We start from the raw sequence: 23,743 nt of genomic DNA, 5'->3' as shown, positions 1-23,743 counted from the left end.
CCGAACTACGAATTCTTGTCCAGCTCTTAAACACATAATTCCTCACCGACCCGACACATTGATTTGCCACCAAATGCGTCAGCCCCAAAAATACGAAAGCCCCCGATTTTTGTCGGAGGCTTATAGAAAAACCAAAAAATATTGGATTAGCCCCCGTTACATAAACGTACCCTGCCCCGCACCTTGCCACGTTTGGCTGGCTGGTGTCGGGAAGCTATCGGTATGGGGCTTACGAATCATTGCTGAAATCCTGTTCTCACTCTGCCATCATTTTGGGAATCTGTCAAATATGAGCAAATCTTATTTCCCAGATCGCTGGAACGTAACCTGCGCCATGGTTTCTGGAGCTGGAAGGAGGCGGAGACCAAAGGACAACAGGCACTGATGTCGTTATAACCCCCGAACTCCAGATTTCCGTTATTTACCGCTGGTTTGCTTTGCTAATTGTTTCGAGTAGGCAGAAGGCATTTGGGGAGCCCGCACCCTGAACCAAGCGTGGACAATGGTGCACTGTCAAAGGTCAGCTCTGCCTACTCGTTCGCCGGACGCCGTTGCTGTCGGCGTCCGGTGAAGTCAATTCCACATGTCGGCCGCTCTGCGGGCAAATAGAATATTTGATCAGAGAAGCATCCCCAAGAGTGATAGCTCCGTATCGCGACCACCTGAGAACTCGTCTTCATCAATATGTGTTCAGTTGCCGGGCGATCGAAGCGTTGAAGGGAGCTCTTCGGATCTTGCCTTTGACTTCCTGCAGTCCACATAGCCAGAGATCAGCTCTGTCAAATTAGATGCAAGATCATAGTTTGCAGTCACATAATCTACGCATGGTCCGGTTTGAAGGTTTAAACGGCGCGAAGCAAGGAAGGACTTGGGACGCTTGCAAAACACGATCCGGCAGAAGCGCTCTCTCTACGCTTCTGCCGGATGAATTTGGGGGGCCGGTGAGGGGGTTATTGTTTGGTGACAAATCAAAGCTGGCCTGTGGGCCGCAAACGCTGGAGGCGTTTATGCGATTGCGTCCACGCAGGCCAACCATCGCGAATTTCCGGAATAGTGAATATCCAGATGATGCATTCCGAAAGCATTCCAGCCGCTTCCACTCGCGGCCAATATAGGACTCTCCGCCACCTCTTCCTCTTTGTATGTTGTAGGGGTCAATTCAGAGATGTGAAAAGCTCTAACCTGTTTCCCGTAGGTGGGGTAGCAATCCTGGGTAAATCGGATTAGCCCTCCATTCCACGGCAACACTCTTCCAGCGGGACGAGCGATCCGATTATTGCCAGAGATAATCGGACTGAGGGGATGTTGTGTCCACTTCCCGGTGGGACTGTCGGCATAGTAGAGAGAAAGTACGTCGTGTTGCTGTTGCGAGGGGCATGCGAACATCCACCATCTTCTTTGAAAGTAGAACAGGGAAGGATCGGCATGGGTGCCCTCGACCAGGTCTTTCACGCATTCCCATTTATCCGGGAAAGATGTGGCGCGATACAGCCGTACTGCGCCGGCCTGTGTGCTCTCCGGGGCCATATAGAAATCATCGTTCCACCGGAACACACAGGGAAACGACACCGAAAAAGATTCGTTCAGCACAATCTGTTCGTACTGCCAGGTGGCTCCATTGCGGCTGGTCGCCAGTCCAATTTCGCCCTTGCGGCTGACCGCGTTCATGACCTGAAAAAACATGTACCACATGCTTCCTGACTGCAGCATGAACGGATCGGCCACGAACTGCGCCGGAACATCGGTGACATGCCAGGCAGTCAGAACAGGGTTAATGATTCTGGGTAAAGGTGCAAGCTGCAGAGGGGAGCGGCCCGCATAGATACCAATTGACCACGTTCCGGGTGCAACGTGTCGCGGCGAAGCAATGCGCGTCGGGACCCGGCTCGAGATTACTTTGTCAAGATGGCGTGCGTGCGTATGCATATTTTTCCTCTTGTACTGATTCCATTCACCCCTTCCGCCTGAGGGGAAGCAGGAGGGAACTTCTTGGGTGCTTCTTTGCGGGGGGCGTTAAGAGGCTTTCCCGGATAACTCACCTGGAAATTGCATCCTTACTCGAAACATTTCAGTAAGGCTGTAATTATGTAATAGCCCGGTTGCAGAAGGCATGTCAACGATTTTCGAGAGGATGGAAGGCGGCTTGCACTCAATGAGCTATAGAGTGCTTTATTGGCGCCTGTAAATATAAGAAAACATTGGTCTTATATATAAAATCCCATTCTGGAACTACCCCATTTTGGCATGTGGATTTCATTTTTTTTTTAGGATTTTTCGTCTGGGTGAGGGTTCGTTCAGGTCAAATTGTGCGTGGCATTGCCCCTTCGTCGAATGATCCAATGGCCCAATGATCCGATGGCCCAATGACCCAATTCTCTTATCGCCGATTATTATGAATCACACGAATCAGGCCATCATTTGCCCCAGCATCGCGCAGCGTCTGCTCCTGATCGGATGTGAGGCCAAAATCCACGCCTCGCAAACGTACGGCACCAACAATTTTCTGCGGCACCATCTTGGCCTCAAGCATGGCGCGCACTTGCCAGAACTTTAATGGGACATTCTGATTTTGCTGCGGTTGTCCTGCCTGGTTCCCGGCCAGCCCGGCGGCTTTGACTGTGTTCTTAATCTCAGTCACAGCTTGCTGATTCCCCGGATCCAATTTCAGGGCGTCGCGAAAACTTTGCATGGCCCCACCGAATTGCCGGTTCTCGCGCTGGAAGACTCCGGTTTGAATCAACTGGTCTACGCGTTGTTTGAGCGCGGCCTCTTGTTTTTTCTGCTGAGAGTTATCTGTCTTCGTTGGTTTAGTGGGTATCTGCGCAACCTGTGTAGGCGCCGGCGTGGGAGTGGGAACAGCAATTTCGTTGTGCACCAGCTTTACCCCGCTGATGTTGGCTGCAATCGCGCCGGCCATATCGGCATCGTAGTGCCTGGGGGCCTTGCCGGTAAGGGTCACATTGCCGTCTTTTACCCCAACATTGATGGAGGCTTCTTTAGCCCACTCTGTGGCTGCAATCGCACGCTGAATTTCAGTGGTGATGGCGGCATCATCCGGAGCAGAATGTGTAGCGGGCTCGTGGGAAGCTACGGTGGGCGTCGGCTGCGGCGCGGGATTAGTGTTCGTCGCCAGCTTGTCACGCTGCATCTTTCCCAGCACCAGCAGTACGCCAATCACCACGACAGCCAAAGCAATCCATTTACCTTTGCCGCTTTTAGGTGGGGCCGGTTTGGCCCGTGCCTGGGCAGGCCGCGCCGCGGTAGCAGGCTTGGGTTGAGGCGCAGTAGCAGGCTGCGTTTTTGCTGGAGAGTAAACCGTGCTGCGCGTGGTTGGTGCTGCGGGGGCTGGCAGGTTGGCTGTAGTGCTGCTTGGCGAGGCGTTCCAGGCCTCCGGGGTCAGCACCATCGTGGTTTTGCCTTCGCCTAAAGACTGCTGCACCGCCTGAATCGCGCGCAACATATCTTGTGCCGTCTGGTAGCGGTTGGCCGGGTCTTTTTCCAGCGCCTTCTGCAGCAACGCCGAAAGCGCCGGGGGAATGTTCAAATCCGGCTTCACTACTTTCGGATCAGGAGCAGGGGTTTGCAGGTGGTGCATCAGCATCCCCACCGCGGTCTGCGATTGGAAGGGCAACTGCCCGGTCACCATCTCGTACAGCACGATCCCCAGCGAGTAAAGGTCGGCGCGGCCGTCAATCTGGTCGCCATGCTCGCCCTTGGCCTGTTCCGGAGAGATGTACTGCGGCGTGCCGATGATCAAACCCGTCTGCGTGGCCGTGTATCCGGCGCCGATATCGAAAGAGCCTTCTCGCACCTTGGCAATGCCAAAATCCAGCACCTTGACCAGGTCGCTGCCATCGGGCTGGCGAATCAGAAGAATGTTGTCGGGCTTGATGTCGCGGTGCGTGATTCCCAGCTCATGTGCCGCCGCCAGGGCAGCGGCAGCCTGGGCCGCAATATTGAGGGCGCGCTTGACCGGCAGCGGACCTTCATTCTGGATCGTGCTGCGCAGGTTGGCGCCCTGCACATACTCCATGACGATAAACGGGCGGCCGTCTTCGGTTTCGTCGAGATCGTCCACGCGTACGGCGTTAGGATGCTGCAGCTTGCGGGTGATAACCGCTTCCGTCTTGAAGCGGCGTATGAAGTTCTGGTCCTCCAGGTTGCGGCTGCTGACCACCTTGATGGCGCGCAGTTCACTAAAAGCCTTGTGCTTGGCCAAGTAGACCGTCGCCATGCCCCCGGCGCCGAGCTTCTCCTGAATCTCATACTTGCCGCGCAACACCATGCCTTGCAGCAGCTCCGTGGTCGTACGCAAGGGACTCTGGTCGCGCGGACAGGTGGTGAACTCGGTGGGATAGGTCTGGTGGCAGATGTCGCAATATTTCATGCAGCGCCCTTGAGTTTCGCACGTTTCATGGCACAGGCCAAGATGATTCAACAAACCCCAACAAGGGTCAGCCATCCCCTGTTCCATAAATAAGGCTAAGCTATTGATAATAAATAACTTACCAGACTTTAAAACTTGATTAAATTCCAGGATTTCAAGATCCGATTTTTGCTCGATCCCGGATCTCTTCGAGTGAAAATTCTTTGAGCAACTCGCCGTTGAGAAAAACAGTCTCCAGCAAATTTCCAGGAACATTGCTTTGCTCGCCGAGCGTGACGGTTTCCAGATGCTGTCTGCCGCGCACCAGCGCCAGCCGTCCGCGCTTGGAGGCCTTGGCGTGGTCCGTTGCCGGGTCTTTGTAGACGTCGCGCTGCACGCCGTTGACGGTCACGCTGGAGCACTTCAGAGCGAACTTCTGGGTATCGCGGTTGAGCTGCTGCAGGAGCGCTCCACCGATGCCGAAGGTGAGGTTGTCGGCGGACCATCCGCTTTTGGTGATGGCAGTCAGAATGTCGCCCATGGTCCAGTAATTGATTCCGTCTCCCTGGATGACGCGAACTTTAGGGTTTAGCACACGGTAGCCCTTGGAGTTGATCTCAAAGCCAAAACGTTCCGAGAGAATCTGAAAGACTTCGAGCAACACGCGCTTGGGATCTCCCGAGTCGGGGCGGATGACCAGGACACCGTTACGATCAAGGACGGCCTGGCGCAGACGCTGGCCCCAGATCTCAGCGCAAGCCTTGAGAATGTCGTAAGAATCGCTCACGCAGGCGACGATGCCTTCGGGGAACTGCTTCAGCATGTTTTGGTAAGCATCGGCTTCGCCCTCTTTGCCCCAGGCGGTGATGGTGGAGTGCTCCGCGGCGGGCACGCTGAAGCCAGGCATGGCGGCAGCGCCATAGAAATTTTTAAGCATCTGAATACCGGCCACGGTGTCGGTGCCTTGAAAGTTGATGAGATGGGCGGCTCCGCCTATGGCCGCAGTCTCTTCGCTGGAGACGCCGCGGTAGCCGAAGTCGTGGACCTTGAAGGGAAGCAAAGAGGGGTCCCCGCTCAGCTCGAGAAAGTGGCGGAACATCTTCTTCATCTCATAGGAGAGGGTCGCCACGGTAATGGGATACCAGACTTTCAGAAGCAGAGTTTCCAGGTAATTGGTCAACCAGGGACAGTTAGGATCAGTGTTCTCGATGGTCATGAGCACGTTGGACACAGGAACCACGGTACCCTCGGGTACAGCCATGATTTTTACAGGCAGCCGCCCCGAGTATTTTTGCAGAAGGTATTCCCAGCCGGCGCGGTTGAAATAACCGTTGTGTCCGAAGTGCTGGCGGCAGAAGTCCTCGGCTTCGGCAATGTCGTTTTTGTCGAAGACCGGGCCCTGCAGATAATTTTTCAGGTAGTACTGCAGACCGAAGAACAGGGTCTGAGGAAACATGCCGCCGCGCGATTCCATGTAGCTATAGACATGGGTCGTCCCGGCTGGATACTGCTTCCAGTGGGTGAACTTATAGCTGTCGGTACGGAGCAGGAAGTTGGTGTGCATTCAGATACAACAATAAATCAAAAAGCTAACCACAAAGGGTACAAAGGCAAACGAAGGAACACGAAAGGAAAAGCAAAAGCCCCGCGTGCGGCGGGGCTTTTGGATTATGGACGAGTGCTGTTACCGATAAATCAGCTTATCTATATGTCAGGTCCTGTTTGTAGCCCACGTTGATGACCTCCTGGAACCTGGGGGTACCTGGTGGCACCTCGGAGAGGTTCTGGAAGTCCAGATCAAAGTGGTAGTTGCGGTTGGGCGGTTGATAGACCGTACCGCAGCACTTAAACACACCGGTCGTGTATTGGGAGTAATACAGACTTACCATGGAGCCGTTGTAGAAGGAGCCACTTGAAGGAATCACGACGTTGCCCAGGTCAATTTTGCTCCAAGTCTCGAGATAACGCAAAAAGTTGTGAATACCGCCATCGGTGCCATAGTCACTGGGAGGGCCGCCGACGGTCCCGGTTTTGTCCAAATCACCCGGATTGGTTGCGCCTCCGTTGGTGCCAATAGGGGTGCCATTGGTGCCATAGGTGGGAAGCGGGAAGTCAACGTTCTTGCCGCTGGCGATGGCCAGGCGATAGTAGGTGGCCGTAGCCACGCGGCCCATGATATTCGGAGTGGTGATGGTGCCCGTCGTCGCATTGTAGTTGCCGGTAACGCTGCCCGGGCTGGCGAAGCTATTCAGGTCATTCCAGGAGTTGGAGAGCAGAGTAACCGTATCGGCCAGGACGGCGGCGGAGGCGTGCGGATAGCCCGGCGCCGGAGCCACGGGGTTATCCCATCCGGCAGCGCTGGCATTGTAGTTGCCTTCAACGTACGCAGGATTGTCGCTAGCCACGGTGAAGCCGCCAATGTTGCTGGGGTCGCCGTTGGCGCGCAGAGGCAGATTGCCGGGACCGCCATCTATAAGGCGTACACCGTGACGGGCACCAGAGACCCAGTTGGCGCGACCAATGTCACACTTGGGCAGGCGCGTGAATACTTCATCACCCCTGTGGGCGCCGGCCGCCATGACGCTTCCTGGCGCCAAGTCACCCGGATTGAAGCCGAAGCCCAGACCCAGGTTGGCTGAGCCATAGACTTCCAGCAGGCCAGAGCCGGCATCGCCGGCAATTTCAACATCTTCGCCTGCATCCATCGGGGTGGTTGCATTGTTTGGTATTCCCTGGGAGCTGCCAGGGTTAATGACGTCTTCAAAGCCGTAAGCGCCAAGAATGATCGGCGGACCTGCCTTGGGTGCCGCAGCCTCCGGAAGCATGCCGCGATGATCAGAGAAGTAAAGGATGTAACCGTTCTGCGACACGTTCTCCACTTGGGTGCCGTTGGTGCCGGTGGCGCCGGTCAACCATTTTTGCAGGTTGCCTACGTCAATTTCAGTGACGTTCATGACCCCATTGACGGTGCAGCCATAATTTCCGCCAGCGACGCGATTCGTGCCGCCGCCATTGGGGTTTGTGTTCTCACGAGGTTCACCTTCACGGCTGTCATACATGTTGATGGGATAGAAATTGAAGGCATTGCTTCCGACAGTAGCACTAGGGGTGACTGAGGCTGGATTGTTATTAGCTTGCGTGGGATCGCCGGCATAGACCCACTTGCCGCTCGTATCCTTCTTCAGATCAGTGACGCCGAGAGCGGTAAGAGCGGGGGTGAGCGGATTACCAACTGTCTTGCCGGTGGTTTCGCTCACGATACCGGGAATCATCGCGGGACCACCTGTTGGATTGGTAAGGGTGTTGCTCATGGCCTTGCGATTGGCCAATTGCTGGAGGATCAGGATGGCCTGGGGATGCACGCTATTGCTCAACGGGGCAGTCGGCGTGTCAAAGCCGCGGGCGAAGCCGAGCTTCAGCCACTCGGCGGTAACCGGCAGATAGCTGCCATCGGCCTTGCGAACCTCAACCCTGAGCCAGCCATCAATCAGGCTCCATCTCTTTTTCAAGGGCGTATTCGGGTTGTCTGTCATGTAGGGGGCTGTGTTCGGTGACATGCCGTTATCAACCACCGGAGTACCATTCTCGGTGTAAGTGCCGCCAGCATCAGATTTCGGAAGCACCCAGTTCGTGTCGGCGGTGAAGGGGCCGGGGCCGAGAATAGCTGCATTCGTCCCTTCAGCAAAAAATGTGGTGCAGGCTGAATTGCAAGCCGTGGTCGTGAGCTGTTGGTTAGGGACCACCGCCGGCCATACGGTGACCGGCACGCCATTGGCGTAAGTGCCAGTGTTGGCCAAACGGATATTGTTAGGATCACCAGCACCGCCGGGAAGATCGGCGGGATCATCATCCAGCAGTACGCGAATCTGGGCCTTGCTGTAAAGGCGAGATTGAGTGAGGCTAACAGGGTCGGTAGTCTGGCCACGGCGCAGGATCTCAATGTTACTCACTCCGGGTTGGACGAAGGGCAGACTGAGCGGCTTGACCCCGTCTTCGTGCGCCAGCAGGAAACCTGAGTAAGTGCTCGAGATGCCTCCCCAGCCGGGGGTGGTGTTAAGGTTACCGCCAAAGCTGTTGCCAAAAGGATCTACGGTGTCGGGCCATACGCCGCCCTGCCAACTACTCTCATTAGGACCGGTGTAAGAGAGTTGCCGGCAGGCAGACTTGGCGGGCGAGTTGCAGCCCCCGGTGGCCGTGGGTATCTCCACAATTCCCGTGTGGGTGGTCATGGAAGCACCATTGGCGAGAAAATCGCGGACCACTTCTTTGGCGGTTCGCAGCTTGCCCAAAAATGCCGTGTCGCCTCCGTTTCCGGCCGCCAGGTAGAGGTCACCATTGGTCTGGACACGGCCGCCAATCTCCATGGGAGGGCCGGCGAAAGTATCGAGATCGCTATCAGAAAAGACACCGAACTGGAAGACCGGAATCAGCGCCACTTCCACGTTCCGGATCATGCGCACTTCTTCGCTGGCGTTGGTCTTGGCGGTCACTGACAGCGTTATGGGAATAACATCCGCAATGAGACCCGCATTGGGGCCAGCCTGGACGGTGGAGGGCCAGGTTTTCGGCTGGGTTGGATCCGTGGCACTGGGGGTCGTATTAAAGTTGTATTCGCTGTATTGAATGCCGGGAATGACAGGGAAGGGACAGGGCGACGTACAGGTCGAGAGCGCGCTAAGACCCTGGATCTGGGCCACACTGGGCGCCGCCGCTGTATTGTAGAGCCCATTCAGGTCGATCATCATTTTTTCCATGCCGGCTTCGGCGCCATAGTAGGCCTGGGTGTTGCCCTTGTCGGTGCCTTGCATGCGGTTTTCAGTATTTACCGCCAGCGTAAAGGCGATGGCCAAAGCCGAGAGCATGATCAGCAGCAGCAACGTAGTAACGAGCGCCATGCCGCGGGCTGAGGAATTTGCCGAAGATGATTTCGATCTGCACAATGAGTTTTTCATAAACATGTCCTTCTGTTTTTCCAAGTGCTTACAAACTGCGAAATTCTGTTCCTTTGTTCCAAGTATCCTTAAAACAATCATGGCTTGTCAGCGGGATAAGTATTGTTATAGCTCAAGCTCCTGGGGCCGACGGTAGTGTTAACGGTGGTTTGGTAATACACCCCCCGTTTATCGGGTTTGGCCGAACGCGCCCCGAGGTTGATATACACGGTCCTGATCTTGTCATAGGCCGGTTTGGCAGTTGGGATTCCACAAGCAGTCGGTTCCACGGCATTGGGAATGTGGGACATGGGGGCGGTTGTCAGGCAACTGGGATCTCCCAAGTCGTAAGAGAACTGCAGGTAATTGATATGTTCGGCAACAATCGTGGCTGCCTGCTGATTGACCTGCCGCATAAGCCGGAAGTCCACCGCTGTGGCCGCCGCCGCCTTGGTCACCGGATTACCCGCGGCGTCTATCCCCTGCAGGAAATAGGTGATCACATACAGCCTCATCACATTAACGGAGATTGGGTAGGGCGCCAGTGACCTGACGCTTCCCGGTGTTCCAGCGCCAACAGGGCCAAATTGATTTATGTTGTAAGGATCGCCCGGGGAAAGCGTAATGATTGCAGGAGGGCCGGGGGCAACATTGCTGACAACGCCCACGACCGAATTATTCAAGGTCAACACATCGCCTATTCGTATGCCGCTGTTGTTATCGTTGACGGCGGGTAACATGCCATTGGGCATCGTGATAGTAATGTTGGCTCCAGCGTCTGCAACAGCAGGGCCAGGAGCAGGAGGGGTAGTCCAATTGGAGACTGTGGGGTCGCTACTGCTCAGGACTGGGTCGGCGTACACCAAATTGATGCCATCCATTTGAACCGGCGCCCCAGCGCCGTTGTTTGCAGGCCCCGCGATTGCCGGCCCACCCCCATCCACTGGAGTGATTCCGTACATGACGTTAGTAGCAGGGGTAGCAGGGGGACCCGCACTGGCAGGCACAGTGTAGAAGTTATTGGGATTCATGTAGGTCGCGTTATTACCGAAATTCTCCGCTGGGCCTTGGGCAAGAGTGTAGCCGCCCCAGGCAATCCCGGTGCCCGCCTGGTTAATATCCTGCGCGAGGGCATTGGTTCCGGCGCGCGCGTTGGCCTGCATCTCAGCTATAAGCATGGTCATGTCATTGGTGTCCAGGGATTTCATGAACATCATCATGGCGGCTGCCATGACGATGATCGTGATGGCCATGGCCACCAAAAGCTCGACCAGGGAGAATCCCCGTTGGTTCCGAAAACGTTGCTGACATGAAGTTTTCATATGCGCAATCTCACCTATTGAGTTTTGGAAACATATCCAATCACCTGATAGTCACGGGTGCCTACGCCCGGAGTGATTACTCTCACGGTGACCGTAACTTGTTTCAAGTTGGGATTGGTTGGATCCACCAGTTGGATGTTCACCTGGCGCGTGTAATTGTTCAGGTTGACCTTTAGAAAGTTTCCACTATTATCGTGCGTCACAATAAAATCGGGGACCCCACTATTGATGTTTGATCCCACCAGTTCGGTAGAGCTATCCGTCATCCTGTACAAAGGTTGAAATCCCGTCGGGAAATAGATACCCGGTGCAGGGACTGGGGTGTTGGTGATGTTGGCCCAGGTAATTCTGCCGTCGTTGCGGGCGGAATAAATGGCCTCTAACTGCTCGCGCGCCTTCTGTTTGGCGATCATATCCTGTTGGGCATACTGAGTGGCGGAAAGGCCCTTGGCAAAGAGCGCCAGGATACTCAGTAAACCTATCACCAGAATGACCATGGAAATCAGGACCTCGACAAGGGTGAACCCTTTATCGCCTGTTGCCGATTTATGCTGAATTTTCATCATCGTATTTTCCACTCGCTCAGTAAATCACCCAGCTATTGGTTTTTTGATTCAGGCGCCAACCCTTGGCTCTTCCAGTTGTTCCCAGGATGGAAGCAGCCCGGTTGGAAGTGGGGTCGCCAGTCCGCCCCACGTAAATTACGCCGCTGGCTACGGCGCCGGTTTGGCTGTCACGCAACACCGTGCCATCAACCTGAAAGTACATCGTGTTCAAGCCTGCTCCGCCAACCACGCCAGAATAGCCAAAATCGGTTCCACTTCCAGGCGGCCCAAGGCCATCAGGATTATTAGTGACCGCTGCTGCCGGCGTTATGAAATCCATGTCCAGCGGCAGAGTGGTCGTCTCTGGATTAAAAGAATTGACGGCGGGCGCGAGAACATAAGTGGGAGGGTTGCCGGGCACCAGAACTTGCTGGGTGAACGTAATGGTTGCAGCAGTAGTAGCGCTGGGCTTTGTATTAAAGGTCAAAACCACCACACGGCGCCGGTCTACAGCGATTTCATGGGCCCGCCGCATCGCTGTCAAAACTTGTTCGAATGCCTGCCGGTTGTGAGCTTCCCTCAAGGTACTCTTAATTTGGGGGATGGAAATGGCGGTGATTATAATGATAATCAGCGAAACGATGAGGAGTTCGATCAAACTGAACCCACGGTTTGCTTGATTTGTCTTGCGGCGCAGTCTTTTCACAAAAGAAGCTCCTCCCCAAAGTTATCTAAGATATAAATATTAGGGCGCTGCTGTTAGCTAAGTAATAATTGGGGGAGCTAGCCTATAAAACTGCAGCTCTTCAATCTAAGACAGTAACCTCAGATGGGGGAAATTGCAATAATCAACTAAGTTACGGAAGTACTATACCCATCAGATTGCACGAGTTAGCGGATAATTTCAAGCACATTTTCAGGCAGTTCAAGCCCGATACCCACCGGCCTTCGGCAGAACGTTGGCCTCTCGGACAGGTTAGCCTTGCTGGTTCAAAATACAATTTCAAGCTTGTTTTTTCAGGTGATTTCTGCAAAAGTATCGCCACTATCAGGTTCGCTGGCAATGACTCCGCCTGCAGGGAGTAGGTAATGTCGTTTACTGAAAAACGGTCTCACGTTCGTTATGTGTGTGACGGCGGGGTCGAAGTGCGTCCGGAGGGTTCTGCCGGAGGGTTTTGGGGCACCTTGACTGATATCTCACTTGGCGGCGTCTACGTTCAGACGTTTTCTCCACTTGCTGTGGGGACGCAATTGAATATGCGGGTGCAAACCAAGATGACCGAGTTCCGTTGCTCAGGGCATGTGCAGGCCTCGCATCCAGGGGTCGGTATGGGAATCATCTTTGAAGAATTCGAACAAGGCCAACGTGAGCTTATGGAAGCCCTCATCAAACAGTTGGCCGCCGCCGCCGAAGCCAGCAAGCCTTAGTTCGCTCATCCAGCCCAACAAAACAGATTGTAGAGAGAAATTACGGCTATTCTGCGTCTTTCGCCGCCTCAGTAGGACGAAATGCAGCACGAGGCTGGGCCGAATCCGCGGCCAGTTGCCGGCGCTGATTGCGAATCGCCACAAAGGCGCGGAACCCCAAGAGCAGGGTCACGATTGCAGCGTATAGAAGAGGAAGGCGGACATCCGATTTCACCAGCCAGTAGTAGTGCACCACGCCGGCAATAGCACTGATGTAGATCAGGCGATGTAACCACTGCCAGCGTTTCCCGCCCAGGCGGCGTATCCATCCGGCGGTTGAGGTTAGCGCCAGCGGAATCAGCAGAACAAAGCCTGTGAACCCAGCGGTAATGAATGGGCGCTTGGCCACATCGTTCAGAATGCTCGACATGTCAAAAAACTGGTCGAGCCAGATATAGGTCAAGAAGTGCAGGCTGGCATAAAAAAATGCAAACAGACCAAACATACGGCGGAACTTGATCAGCCAGGGCTGATTCAAAATCTTGCGCAAAGGTGTGATGGCCAGCGTGATGCAAAGGAAGATCAGAATCCAGTCGCCGGTGGTATGAGTAACTTTTTCAATCTGATTCGCGCCCAGATCTGGATTGAGATGAAGTGCAGTCAGCAGAGAATCTGCCCTCAACTGATCGTGAAATGCCTGTAACAACAGAATCGCGACCGGCGCCAAACAAAGCACAAATACCGGCGGCTTCAGCCATTTCATGGAAGGTGAAAAAGTTGGGGGCATGGGTCCGGTTGATTTTTCGTCAGTAGTATTTACGCAAATCCATGCCGTTGTAGAGACTGGCGACCTGGTCGGCATAGCCGTTGAACATGAGAGTCTTGCGTTTGAAAAATTCACCCAGGCGGCGCTCGGTGGCCTGGCTCCAGCGCGGGTGGTCCACACTGGGATTTACATTGGAATAAAAACCATACTCATTTGGCGCCTGCTTGTTCCAGGTGGTGGGCGGCTCGCCATCTACGAACTTGATTTTCACAATGGACTTGATGCTCTTGAAGCCGTACTTCCACGGGAGCACGAGACGAATCGGCGCGCCATCCTGGTTGGGCAGCGATTCACCATACATGCCGAAGCAGAGAAGCGCGAGAGGGTGCATGGCTTCATCCATGCGCAAGCCTTCGACATAGGGCCAATCCAGCCCGCTGCCGAACAGACTGCCGCGCTGGCCGGGCATTTGCTTGGGATCATAAAGCGTCTCGAAGGCAACATACTTGGCCTTGGAGGTAAGCTCGAACTGCTTGATCAGGACGCTCAAGGGGAACCCGATCCAGGGGACTACGATGGACCATCCTTCAACGCAACGATGGCGGTAGATGCGTTCTTCCATGGGGGCCAGCTTGGCGATCTCTTCGAGCTGGAAGACGCGCTTTTTCTTGACCTCTCCTTCAACTGAAACCTGCCACGGGCTGGTTTTGAAACTCTGTGAGGTTTTGGCCGGATCAGATTTGTCGGTCCCAAACTCATAGTAGTTGTTGTAGTGGGTCGCGTCGTTCATAGACGTAATTTTTTCCGTGGTGCTGAAAGGGCTCTTCACCAGGTTGTCGTATTTTGTCCCGGCCAGGACCGGCGAAGATGATTGCGACATCTTCCAGAAAGTTGCACCTGCCAGGCCTGCTCCTGCGGCGGCAGCAGCGGCCAAAAACTTGCGCCGGTTCATGTAAAGCGACTTTGGGGTAACTTCAGAGTAAGGAATATCAGAAGGCTTTTTAATCAACATGTGAACGTCTCAATAACTTCATTTCTAGATGCAGTACGGCAGCGGCGTCAAAGTGGATTGCGACTGCTATTGCTGTCATTATCTACTGGATGGGATGCTGAAACTGCAGAAAAAGTTACATAACAGCAGGTTCAAGTTCATTATTCCACTGATTCGCCAATCCACTTCAGGTAGGCTTCGCTGCCGGTTTCAATCGAAAGTTGTATACATTCCGGCAGCTCGTAGGTATTCAGTTCTTTGATTGCATTCTGCACGCGGTCAAACGCCGCAGCCGTGGTTTTTATAATGAGCAGGAACTCCGGATTGCTGTCAATTTCATCTTTCCAGCGAAAGATCGAGGTCAGCGCCACAATGTTGACGCAGGCCGCCAGTTTGCGTTCGACCAGCGCCCAGGCGATATCCTCGGCTTCTTCTTTGGTGCCGCTGGTAGTAAGAATTATTTTTTTGTCGTTCGCGTTAGCAGTCATAGCGGGCCTGCCGTGAGTTCAGGGATTAAGAAGCAGAGACGAATGTATCATTAACTTAGGTTGTCTTGCTGAAGCTGTTTTGAATCTTACAATCTGCGAGAGGTTATTCTTAACTATTATGGTCCAAATCAAGTTCGGAACATCAGGATGGCGCGCTGTCATGGCCGAAGATTTTACCTTCGCCAACGTGCGGCGTGCGGTGCATGGGATCGCCCGCTACGTGGTTTCTCAAAAACCACGGAAAGACAAGCATCGAGTCATCGTCGGACGCGACCCGCGCTTTCTGGGAGAGACGTTTGTCGAGCTGGCGCAGGGAATTTTAGAATCCCATGGCGTTACACCTTTAGTCGTACCCGAGCCTGCACCTACGCCCACCATTGCCTATGAGGTGATCCGTGTTCAATCCGACGGAGCGATTAATTTCACAGCGTCGCACAATCCACCGGAATACAACGGCATCAAATTTTCTACGCCCGATGGCGCGCCAGCGCTGCCCGAGGTGACAACAAAGATTGAAGCTGCAATTGCCGAGTTCGACAGCCTGCCTGCGCAGCCGGCCAAAGCCGAGGCGAAGGCCGTTGCAGAAAGCGTGGAGGTGAAAACCGCTTACCTGGCGCGCCTCAACGAGATTCTGGATTTAAATGCGATCAAGAAGGCAAAGCTCAAGATTGCTTTCGATCCAATGTGGGGAGCGGCGCGGGGATACTCCGACGTATTCTTGCGGGAAGCCGGTATCGAAGTCGCCACGGTACATGATTACCGAGATGTATTGTTCGGCGGGCATGCTCCGGCGCCGGACGATCCATTTCTGAATGACCTGCGCCAGGCGATGAAAGCTAACGGCGCGCACATCGGCATTGCAACCGATGGCGACGCGGACCGCTTCGGTATCGTGGATGCCGACGGAACATTTATCTCGCCCAATTACGTTATCGCGCTGCTGTTCGAATACCTGGTCGAAAGCCGAGGATGGAAAAATGGCGTCGGTAAATCGGTGGTGACCACGAATCTTATCAATGCCCTGGCTAAGCATTACGGCATCCAACTTTATGAGACTCCGGTGGGATTCAAATACATCGGCGAACTGATTAAAGAAGATAAGATCGCAATTGGAGGCGAAGAGAGCGCAGGGATTTCTATCCGGCATCATGTCCCGGAAAAAGATGGCGTGCTGGCTGGGTTGCTGTGCTGCGAGATGCTGGCTGCACGCTCGCTCGCGGGACAACCAGGATCGCTCGGCCAGCAGCTCCAAAAGCTATTTGTCAAAGTAGGTTCCTTTTATCCCCTGCGCGAGAACTTCCCCTTGACGGAGGATGTTAAGGCAAAGTTAACTAGTAAGTTACGGGAAGAGCCGCATGAGTTCAGCGGCAGAAAAGTTGCGGAAGTGGTGCGCACCGATGGGCTGAAACTGGTCCTTGAGGACGGCTCGTGGGTGTGCTTTCGCCTTTCGGGAACCGAGCCTGTGGTACGGATCTATTCGGAGGGGCGCTCGACGGAAGATGTGCAGAAGCTGAGTGCGGCCGCCAAGGACTGGGTGCTACGGCATTAAGGATTTTTGGAAATCATTGAAACAACACGCGAATGGATCTACACGCGCCGCCGCAAGCTGGCGACGGTAGGCGTTGGTGTGTTGGCAGCGCTCGTGGGTTGGCATGTGGTGTTTGGGGCCAACGGCATCTTTACTTATGAGCATAAGCGCGTGGAGTACCGCAATCTGCAGGGCGAGATCGAAAATCTGCAGAAGGAAAATGAGCGCCTGCAGTCGGATATCAAATCTTTACGCTCAGACCCGAAGACCATCGAGCGGGAGGCGCGCGAGCAATTGCGTTATGCCCGTCCGGGCGAAATGGTGTTTACCTATCCCCCGCAAAATTCCACACAACAGCAGCCGCCTGCCAACGCGACGGCGAAGAAGCAGTAAGCTTGAGGCTTATCATTTCTCATCGCGCTCCGGCTTTCTTTCAAAACTGCTGGTACGCTCGACCGTCGCAACTTCCATTTCATAGTACTGATACCATTTCTCGCGGCCGGTACTCTGGGCTTCGCGATGACGTGCCAGCTCTCTCCACTCGCGCAGAGATTCTTTGTCCCTTCCACCAGACCACGGTCAGCCGCTCGCCATCTTCGGACTTGTAGCTCTTTACGTCAATGAATCCAGGGTTCTGCCGGACCAGCGATTCCATCTCTGCGTTCGTGTCTTGATAGTCTTCGCCGGCCTGTGCAGTCAGTTTGGATCGGAATAGGATGATGAGCATGCTTTTCTCCCGCAAATAAGACAATCTCGGCAATCAATATTGCACTGCGTTGGATGTGCGAGTAGGCGCTGCGATGCAAGTGACTGGAAGAATAGTTGCCCCGCTTCACTTCAGCCATGTAGGTAAAGTTGATTGCAACTTAAGGCCCGCAGGCACTTGCAATTCAGATGAAGTCGCGGTAAAAGTGGTAGGCGCCTTGCCTTTGTCCAGAGGAACCAAGGCTGTCACAGCTTGAGAGGTTGTGGCATCTTCCACCATCCACGCAGTTTTCAAGCTGCATACCCTGGCGGTATTCCGCCACACAGGAGATCCCCCCATGAAGAAATTTTATTTGAGCATGCTTGCGCTGGCCGTCATCACTTCCATTGCTGCTTTCGCGCAAGACACAAAAAAATCTGGCGATACGGGCAAGACCGCGTCCGGCGATACCGTGACCGTTTCCGGCTGGGTGAGCGACTCGGGCTGCGGTGCCAAGGCTGCCCACGCTGGGGCCGAGGCGTGCACCAAGAAGTGTATCGCCGCCGGCAAGAAAGTTGTTTTTGTTGACGACAAGGAGAAGAAGGTATGGGCCGTTTCGAATCCGGAGGCCCTGAAGGGGCACGAAGGTGAACACGTGGACGTGGATGCCCATGTAAATGCCGATACCAATACGATTGATGTGCAGAAGGTAACGACGACACCCGAACCGGCCACCAAAAGCTAAGAATTGGTTTTGCAAATCAAAAGGCGGCCTGATGGGCCGCCTTTGTTTTTTAAGATAGTCTTTTCAGCGCACGACGCCCTCCAGCGGTGAGCTGGCGGTGGCGTAGAGTTTTTTGGGCATGCGACCGGCGAGGTATGCGGCTCGGCCGGCGATGACGGCGTGATGCATGGCTTCGGCCATCAGCACGGGATCTTCGGCGTGAGCGATTCCGGAGTTCATCAGCACTCCATCGGCGCCGAGTTCCATTGCGATGGATGCGTCGGAGGCTGTGCCTACTCCGGCATCCACAATGAGCGGGACGCTGGTAATCATCTCGCGCAGAATGCGCAGATTGGCGGCGTTCTGAATTCCCAGGCCGCTGCCGATGGGCGCGCCCAAGGGCATGATGGCGCTGGCGCCGGCATCCAACAGGCGCTTGGCAACTACGATGTCGTCGCTGGTGTAGGGAAGAACCACGAATCCTTCTTTTACCAGAACCCGCGTTGCTTCAATAGTGGCCTGCACATCAGGATAGAGCGTACGCTCGTCGCCGATGACTTCAATTTTTACCCAGTCGGAGAGCCCGACTTCGCGACCCAGCCTGGCCGCGCGAATGGCTTCATCGGCGGTGTAGCATCCGGCAGTGTTGGGGAGAAGGAAATATTTCTTAGGATCAATGAAATCGAGCAGCGACTCTTTGCTGCGGTCCAGGTTGACCCGCCTCACCGCGACGGTAACCATCTCGGCGCCACTGGCCTCAATGGCGCGCGCCGTCTCCTGCCCGGATTTGTATTTGCCTGTGCCGACAATCAGGCGTGAACGAAAGCTCCGGCCGGCGATGATCCATGCATCCATAACTTTTAATTGTAATCGAGTTGCGGGCCCCGGATTGCCATTCCACACCTTCGGCAAAACTGCTTTAGAATAGAGGGCTTCTCCTATAAGCATGAATATTCACGGGGGCGTCTGAGCTTGCAACGCATTGAAACCGCACTATCGGATGTTTTTTTGATTGAACCCAAGGTCATCGGCGACCAGCGCGGGTTTTTTCTGGAGAGCTATCATCGCGAAAAATATGCCGCCTTGGGCATTCATGATGAGTTTGTGCAGGACAACCACTCGCAATCTGTGCGCGGCACTTTGCGCGGGCTGCACTATCAGCTCCAGCACGCGCAGGCCAAACTTTGCCGGGTGGTGCAAGGCGAAGTGCTGGATGTGGCAGTAGATATCCGCCGCGGATCGCCAACCTTCGGGCGCTGGGTGAGTGCTGTGCTCTCTGCTGAAAACAAACGCCTGATTTATGTCCCCCGAGGTTTTGCCCACGGTTTTGCCGTGCTCTCCGAGACGGCGGAGTTTCTCTATAAGTGCAGCGATTTCTATCATGCCGAGCATGAGCATGGAGTGCTGTGGAACGATCCGCAGTTGAATATCAATTGGAATGTTGCCAATCCAATTCTTTCAGCGAAAGACCAGAAGTATCTTCCCTTGGCGCAGATCCCGCAGGAGTTGCTGCCGAAGTATGAGAAGTGAGTTGTGAGAGGCGCCGGAGGCGCGGCCGATAATTTAGCCCGGCCCGAAGGGCTGGATAAGCTTTTTTTAGCTTCTACGGCACTCACCGGCCTTCTTACATTCGCGTGATCCGTGTACGCCCTCGGCTGTATCCAGTTCTTGAATCCGATGGTATCACCGTGGTATCAAATCCTTCATTTCTCAAGAATTGTAGGTCATAATTGTCCTAAGACGTGTGTCTAGCATTCAAGAATGCGGGGACTCGTGCCCTTTAGGCTCTTTGGAAATTCACAAAAGCAATAACCCAGTGCTCCGAAAGGACCCCCACTGATGATATCTATCCAGTAAACACCGCGGACATACAGGACTACTCCAGCAAGTCCCACCGCTAGAAGGCGACTTTCCCCAGTAAATACGAGGAGATCATGCCCGCTTCGAGGGCTCTGAACACTAGTGAGCAAGTGGGGTGGGGGTACGACCGAATTTGCACCGGTAGTCCAGGAGCCGAAGATTACTAAAAGCTAAATAGGGCTGCTTTCGCCACCCTGATCTAATTAATCTGACTAGATTGTCATTCCGAGGAGCGCAGCGACGAGGAATCCCTTTAACCTTCAAGGATCATGAGGGGCTTCGTGTCGGAATGTCTCAAGGCAGTGTCAGGGGCCGTAGCTCGCAAGCGTATAATCAAAGTTTATGGGTACGCACGCGCATCCTCCACACGGAGCACCGCCGCCGCAAGGGCCGCAGCCGCTTCCTGGCATTCAAAATATCGTAGCTATCGGTTCGGGTAAGGGCGGAGTTGGGAAGACCACGATTTCGGTCAACCTTGCGGTCGCTCTCAGCCGCATGGGATTTAAAGTGGGCCTGTTGGATGGCGACGTTTACGGCCCCAACGTCCCTCTCATGCTGGGGACAAACGCTCAACCCAAAGTAATTGGCGAGAACCGCCTCGAACCTCTACAGCAGCATGGGGTGCGAGCGATCTCTGTCGGCTTCCTGAATCCTGGGGATAAGCCCCTGATCTGGCGCGGGCCGATGTTGCATTCGATCATCCGCCAGTTCCTGCAGCAGGTCGAGTGGGGCGTTCTGGATTACCTGCTGATTGATCTGCCGCCAGGCACCGGCGATGTCGCGTTATCGCTCATCCAAACGGTTCCGGTGAGCGGCGCGATTGTGGTTTGCACGCCCTCTGATGTGGCCCTGCAAGACGCGCGCAAAGCCATTGAGATGTTCAACCAGCTCAAGGTTGATATTCTGGGCCTGGTGGAGAACATGAGTTATTTCATCTGTCCTCATTGCCATACTGAGGTGGATATCTTCTCCAAAGGCGGCGGCGAGCGCACCGCCGGTGTTTATGGCGTTCCTTTTCTCGGTGGAATTGAACTCGATGCCAGCATTCGTCACGCTGGAGACTCGGGAAGCCCTATCGCGCTGGGTGACGCCAGCATAGAGTCCGGTCCGCGCAAGTCGTTCTACGATTTTGCCCGCAAGGTGGTAGAACGGGTGAATGAACAGAATGCCACGCGCGGCGAGAGCGTGATTCAGATCCGCTGAAAGTTGTAGTCAAAACTTGCTAAAATAGCCTTAGCGCTCACGCAATTCATCTAAACTTTTGCATCTAAATCGTTTAAAGGATTGATTGATCCTGTGCCGCAGCCAGTACAAATCGGGCCGCGAGGGCGGGAAATTCTAACCGCTATCGTGGAAACCTTCATAGAAACCGGGGAACCCGTGGGTTCGCGCATCCTTGCGCGTGAAAGCCGCGAGGGGCTGAGCGCAGCCACAATCCGTAACGTAATGGCCGACCTTACAGATGCGGGGCTCCTCGAGCAACCCCATACTTCCGCCGGACGCATCCCAACTACCGAGGCCTATCGCTATTACGTGGAGCAAATCAGCGGCAAGGCGCGCCTCTCTCATGAGGAAGAAGACAAGATTCAGGGGTTCTTCCACGGCGTTACCGACGTCCAGGAGTTTATGGAGCGCACCTCGCACGTGCTTTCCCTTATGTCGAGCGGCGTGGGCGTGGCCATGACGTCAGGCGGACTGAATCACGCATTCGATCACGTATATTTCTCCCGCCTGGCGGAGCAGAAGATCCTGGCAGTCGTGGTGGCCAAGTCTGGAGTGGTGCGCGACCGCGTGCTGCGCGTTGACCACGACATCCTGCAAGGCGATCTGGATCTGGCCGCGCGCTATATCAACGATAACTTCCGCGGCTGGAGCATGGAAAAGATTCGCACCGAAATTGCGCGCCGCATTGAGCAGGAGCGCAGCGAATACGACCGCCTGATGAAGTCAGTGGAAATACTTTACCGGCAGGGCGCGTTGGCCTCAGAAGAGCCGGGGCAGAACATCTATGTTGAAGGTGCATCTAACCTGGTGGAAAACGAGCAGGACCGCGCCCGCCTGCGTGAGCTGTTGAAGACGCTGGAAGAAAAACAGCGAGTCGTGGAGCTGCTGTCTGCTTATGTGGATGCCAAACAGGAAGCCGTGCGGGTGGTGATTGGACTCGAGGAAGCAGTCCCGGAGATGCGTAATTTTGTGCTGATCGGGGCGCCAGCGCGCTCCGGCAATGAGGTGGTAGGGTCGCTGGCTGTGCTGGGGCCAACACGCATTGATTATGAGCACAGCATCACGGCTGTATCCTATATTGCCCGCCTGTTTGACCGAATCCTAAACGAGCCGGATGAATCTAAATAAACTGATAATCTAAAACAGGAAAGTTAAAAGTATGGCCCAGGCGAACACAAAAAATACTCATCTGGAACCCGAAGACTTGGAACGCGAGCTGCCATCGGCCGAAGCTGATGACGGTTACGTGGAAGGCTCCGCCAAAGGTGTGGAATCTGCGACCCCGGCGGCTTCTGACGAGCTGCAAAAGCTGAAGGCGGAGCGCGATCAACTCTTTGACCGCTTGGCACGGCTGCAGGCGGAGTTTGACAACTACCGCAAGCGCAGCGCGCGCGAGCAACAGGAGTTCCGCGACTATGCATTGGCGAATGCGGTGACCTCACTATTGCCGGTGCTGGATAGCCTTGATCTGGCGCTGAAGAATTCGGCAGGCGAAAAAACCGAAATCCGCTCGGGCGTGGAGCTGGTGCGCAAGCAATTTGCAGACGTCCTCACCAAACTCGGTCTGCGCGAAGTTCCCGCCGAAGGCGAGCCGTTTGATCCGCAGCTTCACCAAGCCATCGAAATGGTGGAGACCAACCAGGTGCCGGACCATCACGTTCTGCAAGAACTGCAGCGTGGATACAAACTGAAAGACCGCCTGTTGCGCCCAGCCATGGTGCGCGTGGCGCGCAATCCGAACCACTAAAAATTCTCACAAAGGAAAAATGGGACTGGCTACCAACGCAAAACGCGACTACTACGAAGTTCTGAGTGTGGAACGCAGCGCGAACGAGCAGGAGATCAAAAGCTCTTATCGCAAACTCGCCATGCAGTTTCACCCTGACCGCAACCCGGGCAATCCTCAGGCGGAAGAGAAATTCAAAGAAGCCACCGAGGCCTATAGCGTGCTCATGGACGCCAACAAACGGGCTCAGTACGACCGCTTTGGCCATCAGGGCGTGAACATGGGCGGGGGCGGGGTCGAGGGCTTTCCTTTTCAGGACCTCAACGATATCTTCGGCGACCTGTTTGGCATCAGCGATATCTTCGGAACAGGCGGCAGCACGCGCCGCCGCACCCGCGCCCAACAGGGGAGCGATATCCGCTACGACCTTACGCTGGAGTTTGAAGAAGCGGTATTCGGCAAAAACACCGACATCAAAGTTCGCACCTATGCGGAATGTGAAGCCTGTGACGGCTCGGGATCACAGCCGGGCCACTCGGCTACGGCCTGCAACGCCTGCGGTGGACGCGGTCAGGTGCGTTTTCAGCAGGGATTTTTCAGCGTCTCGCGCACCTGCAGCCGTTGTAATGGATCGGGTACAACCATTTCGCATCCTTGTAACGTTTGCCGGGGCCAGGGGCGGGTGGTCCGCGAAAAAACTATTGGAGTCAAAGTTCCTGCCGGAGTGGAACACGGCACCAAAATTCTTTTTACCGGCGAAGGCGAGGCCGGAATCAACGGTGGACCTGCCGGCGATCTGTATGTTGTCCTGAACGTGAAGGAGCACGCCTTCTTTGAGCGGCAGGGAAAAGACCTTTACTGCGTGGTTCCCCTCTCATTCCCACAGGCAGCCCTGGGAGCAGAGATCGAAGTCCCCACGCTGGATGGTGCACATACACTCAGCATTCCCGCCGGGACGCAGAGCGGAGCTACACTGCGCATCAAGAACAAAGGCGTGCCGGTACTGCGCGGCAGCGGCCGTGGCGATTTGTACGTGCAAGTACGCGTGCAAACGCCTGCCAAGCTTTCAAAAAATCAAAAAGAGCTGCTCAACCAGTTGGCTGAGACCCTGCAGATCGAAAACAAACCAGAACGCAAAACCCTGTTCGGTAAAGTTAAAGATATCTTCAGTTAAGGCTGA

General features: G+C 54.8%; 21 protein-coding genes. 9 read left to right on the top strand and 12 right to left on the bottom strand.

Annotated elements, in window-relative coordinates; translation table 11 throughout:
* Window positions 1–1,005: 1,005 nt before the first annotated feature.
* The 7 genes from VK738_01330 to VK738_01300 form a co-directional block, all read right to left on the bottom strand.
* Entirely contained in the window at window positions 1,006–1,926 is a 921-nt protein-coding gene (locus VK738_01330; protein ID HTD21275.1) for a hypothetical protein, read from the bottom strand.
* Between the two features lie 451 nt (window positions 1,927–2,377).
* Window positions 2,378–4,387, bottom strand: coding sequence for a protein kinase (locus tag VK738_01325; protein HTD21274.1), 2,010 nt, complete (start codon window positions 4,385–4,387; stop codon window positions 2,378–2,380).
* Window positions 4,388–4,541: 154 nt separating this feature from the next.
* Entirely contained in the window at window positions 4,542–5,930 is a 1,389-nt protein-coding gene (locus tag VK738_01320; protein HTD21273.1) for a nicotinate phosphoribosyltransferase, read from the bottom strand.
* Window positions 5,931–6,066: 136 nt separating this feature from the next.
* Entirely contained in the window at window positions 6,067–9,318 is a 3,252-nt protein-coding gene (locus tag VK738_01315) for a PilX N-terminal domain-containing pilus assembly protein (GenBank protein ID HTD21272.1), read from the bottom strand.
* Between the two features lie 77 nt (window positions 9,319–9,395).
* Complete coding sequence (locus VK738_01310) at window positions 9,396–10,619, bottom strand: prepilin-type N-terminal cleavage/methylation domain-containing protein (GenBank protein HTD21271.1); 1,224 nt, start codon at window positions 10,617–10,619, stop codon at window positions 9,396–9,398.
* Window positions 10,620–10,633: 14 nt separating this feature from the next.
* Window positions 10,634–11,185 carry a prepilin-type N-terminal cleavage/methylation domain-containing protein gene (locus VK738_01305; GenBank protein ID HTD21270.1) on the bottom strand — a complete coding sequence of 184 codons (552 nt, stop codon included), beginning with the start codon at window positions 11,183–11,185 and terminating at the stop codon, window positions 10,634–10,636.
* A 16-nt stretch (window positions 11,186–11,201) separates the two neighbouring features.
* Complete coding sequence (locus VK738_01300; GenBank protein ID HTD21269.1) at window positions 11,202–11,870, bottom strand: prepilin-type N-terminal cleavage/methylation domain-containing protein; 669 nt, start codon at window positions 11,868–11,870, stop codon at window positions 11,202–11,204.
* A 383-nt stretch (window positions 11,871–12,253) separates the two neighbouring features.
* On the opposite strand from VK738_01300, the gene VK738_01295 reads away from it, so the two are divergent.
* The gene (locus VK738_01295; protein HTD21268.1) at window positions 12,254–12,592 is read left to right on the top strand and encodes a PilZ domain-containing protein; all 339 of its coding nucleotides are present in this window, start codon (window positions 12,254–12,256) and stop codon (window positions 12,590–12,592) included.
* A gap of 46 nt (window positions 12,593–12,638) precedes the next feature.
* On the opposite strand, the gene VK738_01290 is transcribed toward VK738_01295, so the two are convergent.
* The 3 genes from VK738_01290 to cutA form a co-directional block, all read right to left on the bottom strand.
* A complete protein-coding gene (locus VK738_01290; protein ID HTD21267.1) occupies window positions 12,639–13,358 on the bottom strand; it encodes a protein-methionine-sulfoxide reductase heme-binding subunit MsrQ in 720 nt (239 codons plus the stop codon).
* A 19-nt stretch (window positions 13,359–13,377) separates the two neighbouring features.
* Window positions 13,378–14,349 carry a protein-methionine-sulfoxide reductase catalytic subunit MsrP gene (gene msrP / locus VK738_01285; protein HTD21266.1) on the bottom strand — a complete coding sequence of 324 codons (972 nt, stop codon included), beginning with the start codon at window positions 14,347–14,349 and terminating at the stop codon, window positions 13,378–13,380.
* A 140-nt stretch (window positions 14,350–14,489) separates the two neighbouring features.
* Complete coding sequence (cutA, locus tag VK738_01280) at window positions 14,490–14,816, bottom strand: divalent-cation tolerance protein CutA (protein ID HTD21265.1); 327 nt, start codon at window positions 14,814–14,816, stop codon at window positions 14,490–14,492.
* A gap of 118 nt (window positions 14,817–14,934) precedes the next feature.
* Here cutA and VK738_01275 point away from each other — a divergent pair, with 118 nt between their 5' ends.
* Together VK738_01275 and VK738_01270 are read left to right on the top strand one after the other, a co-directional pair.
* Window positions 14,935–16,365 (top strand): phosphoglucomutase/phosphomannomutase family protein, encoded by a 1,431-nt coding sequence (locus VK738_01275; protein ID HTD21264.1) that lies wholly within the window; start codon window positions 14,935–14,937, stop codon window positions 16,363–16,365.
* Between the two features lie 6 nt (window positions 16,366–16,371).
* A complete protein-coding gene (locus VK738_01270) occupies window positions 16,372–16,737 on the top strand; it encodes a septum formation initiator family protein (protein HTD21263.1) in 366 nt (121 codons plus the stop codon).
* A 79-nt stretch (window positions 16,738–16,816) separates the two neighbouring features.
* On the opposite strand, the gene VK738_01265 is transcribed toward VK738_01270, so the two are convergent.
* Complete coding sequence (locus VK738_01265; GenBank protein HTD21262.1) at window positions 16,817–17,071, bottom strand: hypothetical protein; 255 nt, start codon at window positions 17,069–17,071, stop codon at window positions 16,817–16,819.
* Between the two features lie 316 nt (window positions 17,072–17,387).
* Between VK738_01265 and VK738_01260 the strand changes: the two genes are divergently transcribed.
* Complete coding sequence (locus VK738_01260; GenBank protein ID HTD21261.1) at window positions 17,388–17,774, top strand: hypothetical protein; 387 nt, start codon at window positions 17,388–17,390, stop codon at window positions 17,772–17,774.
* Between the two features lie 63 nt (window positions 17,775–17,837).
* Here VK738_01260 and VK738_01255 read toward each other — a convergent pair whose 3' ends face one another.
* Complete coding sequence (locus VK738_01255) at window positions 17,838–18,608, bottom strand: thiazole synthase (protein ID HTD21260.1); 771 nt, start codon at window positions 18,606–18,608, stop codon at window positions 17,838–17,840.
* 117 nt (window positions 18,609–18,725) lie between these two features.
* On the opposite strand from VK738_01255, the gene rfbC reads away from it, so the two are divergent.
* From rfbC to dnaJ, 5 genes are all read left to right on the top strand, one after another.
* A complete protein-coding gene (gene rfbC, locus VK738_01250; protein HTD21259.1) occupies window positions 18,726–19,283 on the top strand; it encodes a dTDP-4-dehydrorhamnose 3,5-epimerase in 558 nt (185 codons plus the stop codon).
* Between the two features lie 672 nt (window positions 19,284–19,955).
* Window positions 19,956–20,816: an Mrp/NBP35 family ATP-binding protein gene (locus VK738_01245; protein HTD21258.1), complete on the top strand. Its 861-nt coding sequence runs from the start codon at window positions 19,956–19,958 to the stop codon at window positions 20,814–20,816.
* A gap of 93 nt (window positions 20,817–20,909) precedes the next feature.
* A complete protein-coding gene (hrcA, locus tag VK738_01240) occupies window positions 20,910–21,965 on the top strand; it encodes a heat-inducible transcriptional repressor HrcA (protein ID HTD21257.1) in 1,056 nt (351 codons plus the stop codon).
* 31 nt (window positions 21,966–21,996) lie between these two features.
* Window positions 21,997–22,584 (top strand): nucleotide exchange factor GrpE, encoded by a 588-nt coding sequence (grpE, locus tag VK738_01235; protein ID HTD21256.1) that lies wholly within the window; start codon window positions 21,997–21,999, stop codon window positions 22,582–22,584.
* 19 nt (window positions 22,585–22,603) lie between these two features.
* Window positions 22,604–23,737: a molecular chaperone DnaJ gene (gene dnaJ, locus VK738_01230; protein ID HTD21255.1), complete on the top strand. Its 1,134-nt coding sequence runs from the start codon at window positions 22,604–22,606 to the stop codon at window positions 23,735–23,737.
* Window positions 23,738–23,743 lie beyond the last annotated feature (6 nt).

The sequence above is a fragment of the Terriglobales bacterium genome (assembly GCA_035487355.1).
Lineage (GTDB): Bacteria > Acidobacteriota > Terriglobia > Terriglobales > Acidobacteriaceae > QIAW01.
This window is presented reverse-complemented; position numbering and strand designations above follow the sequence as displayed.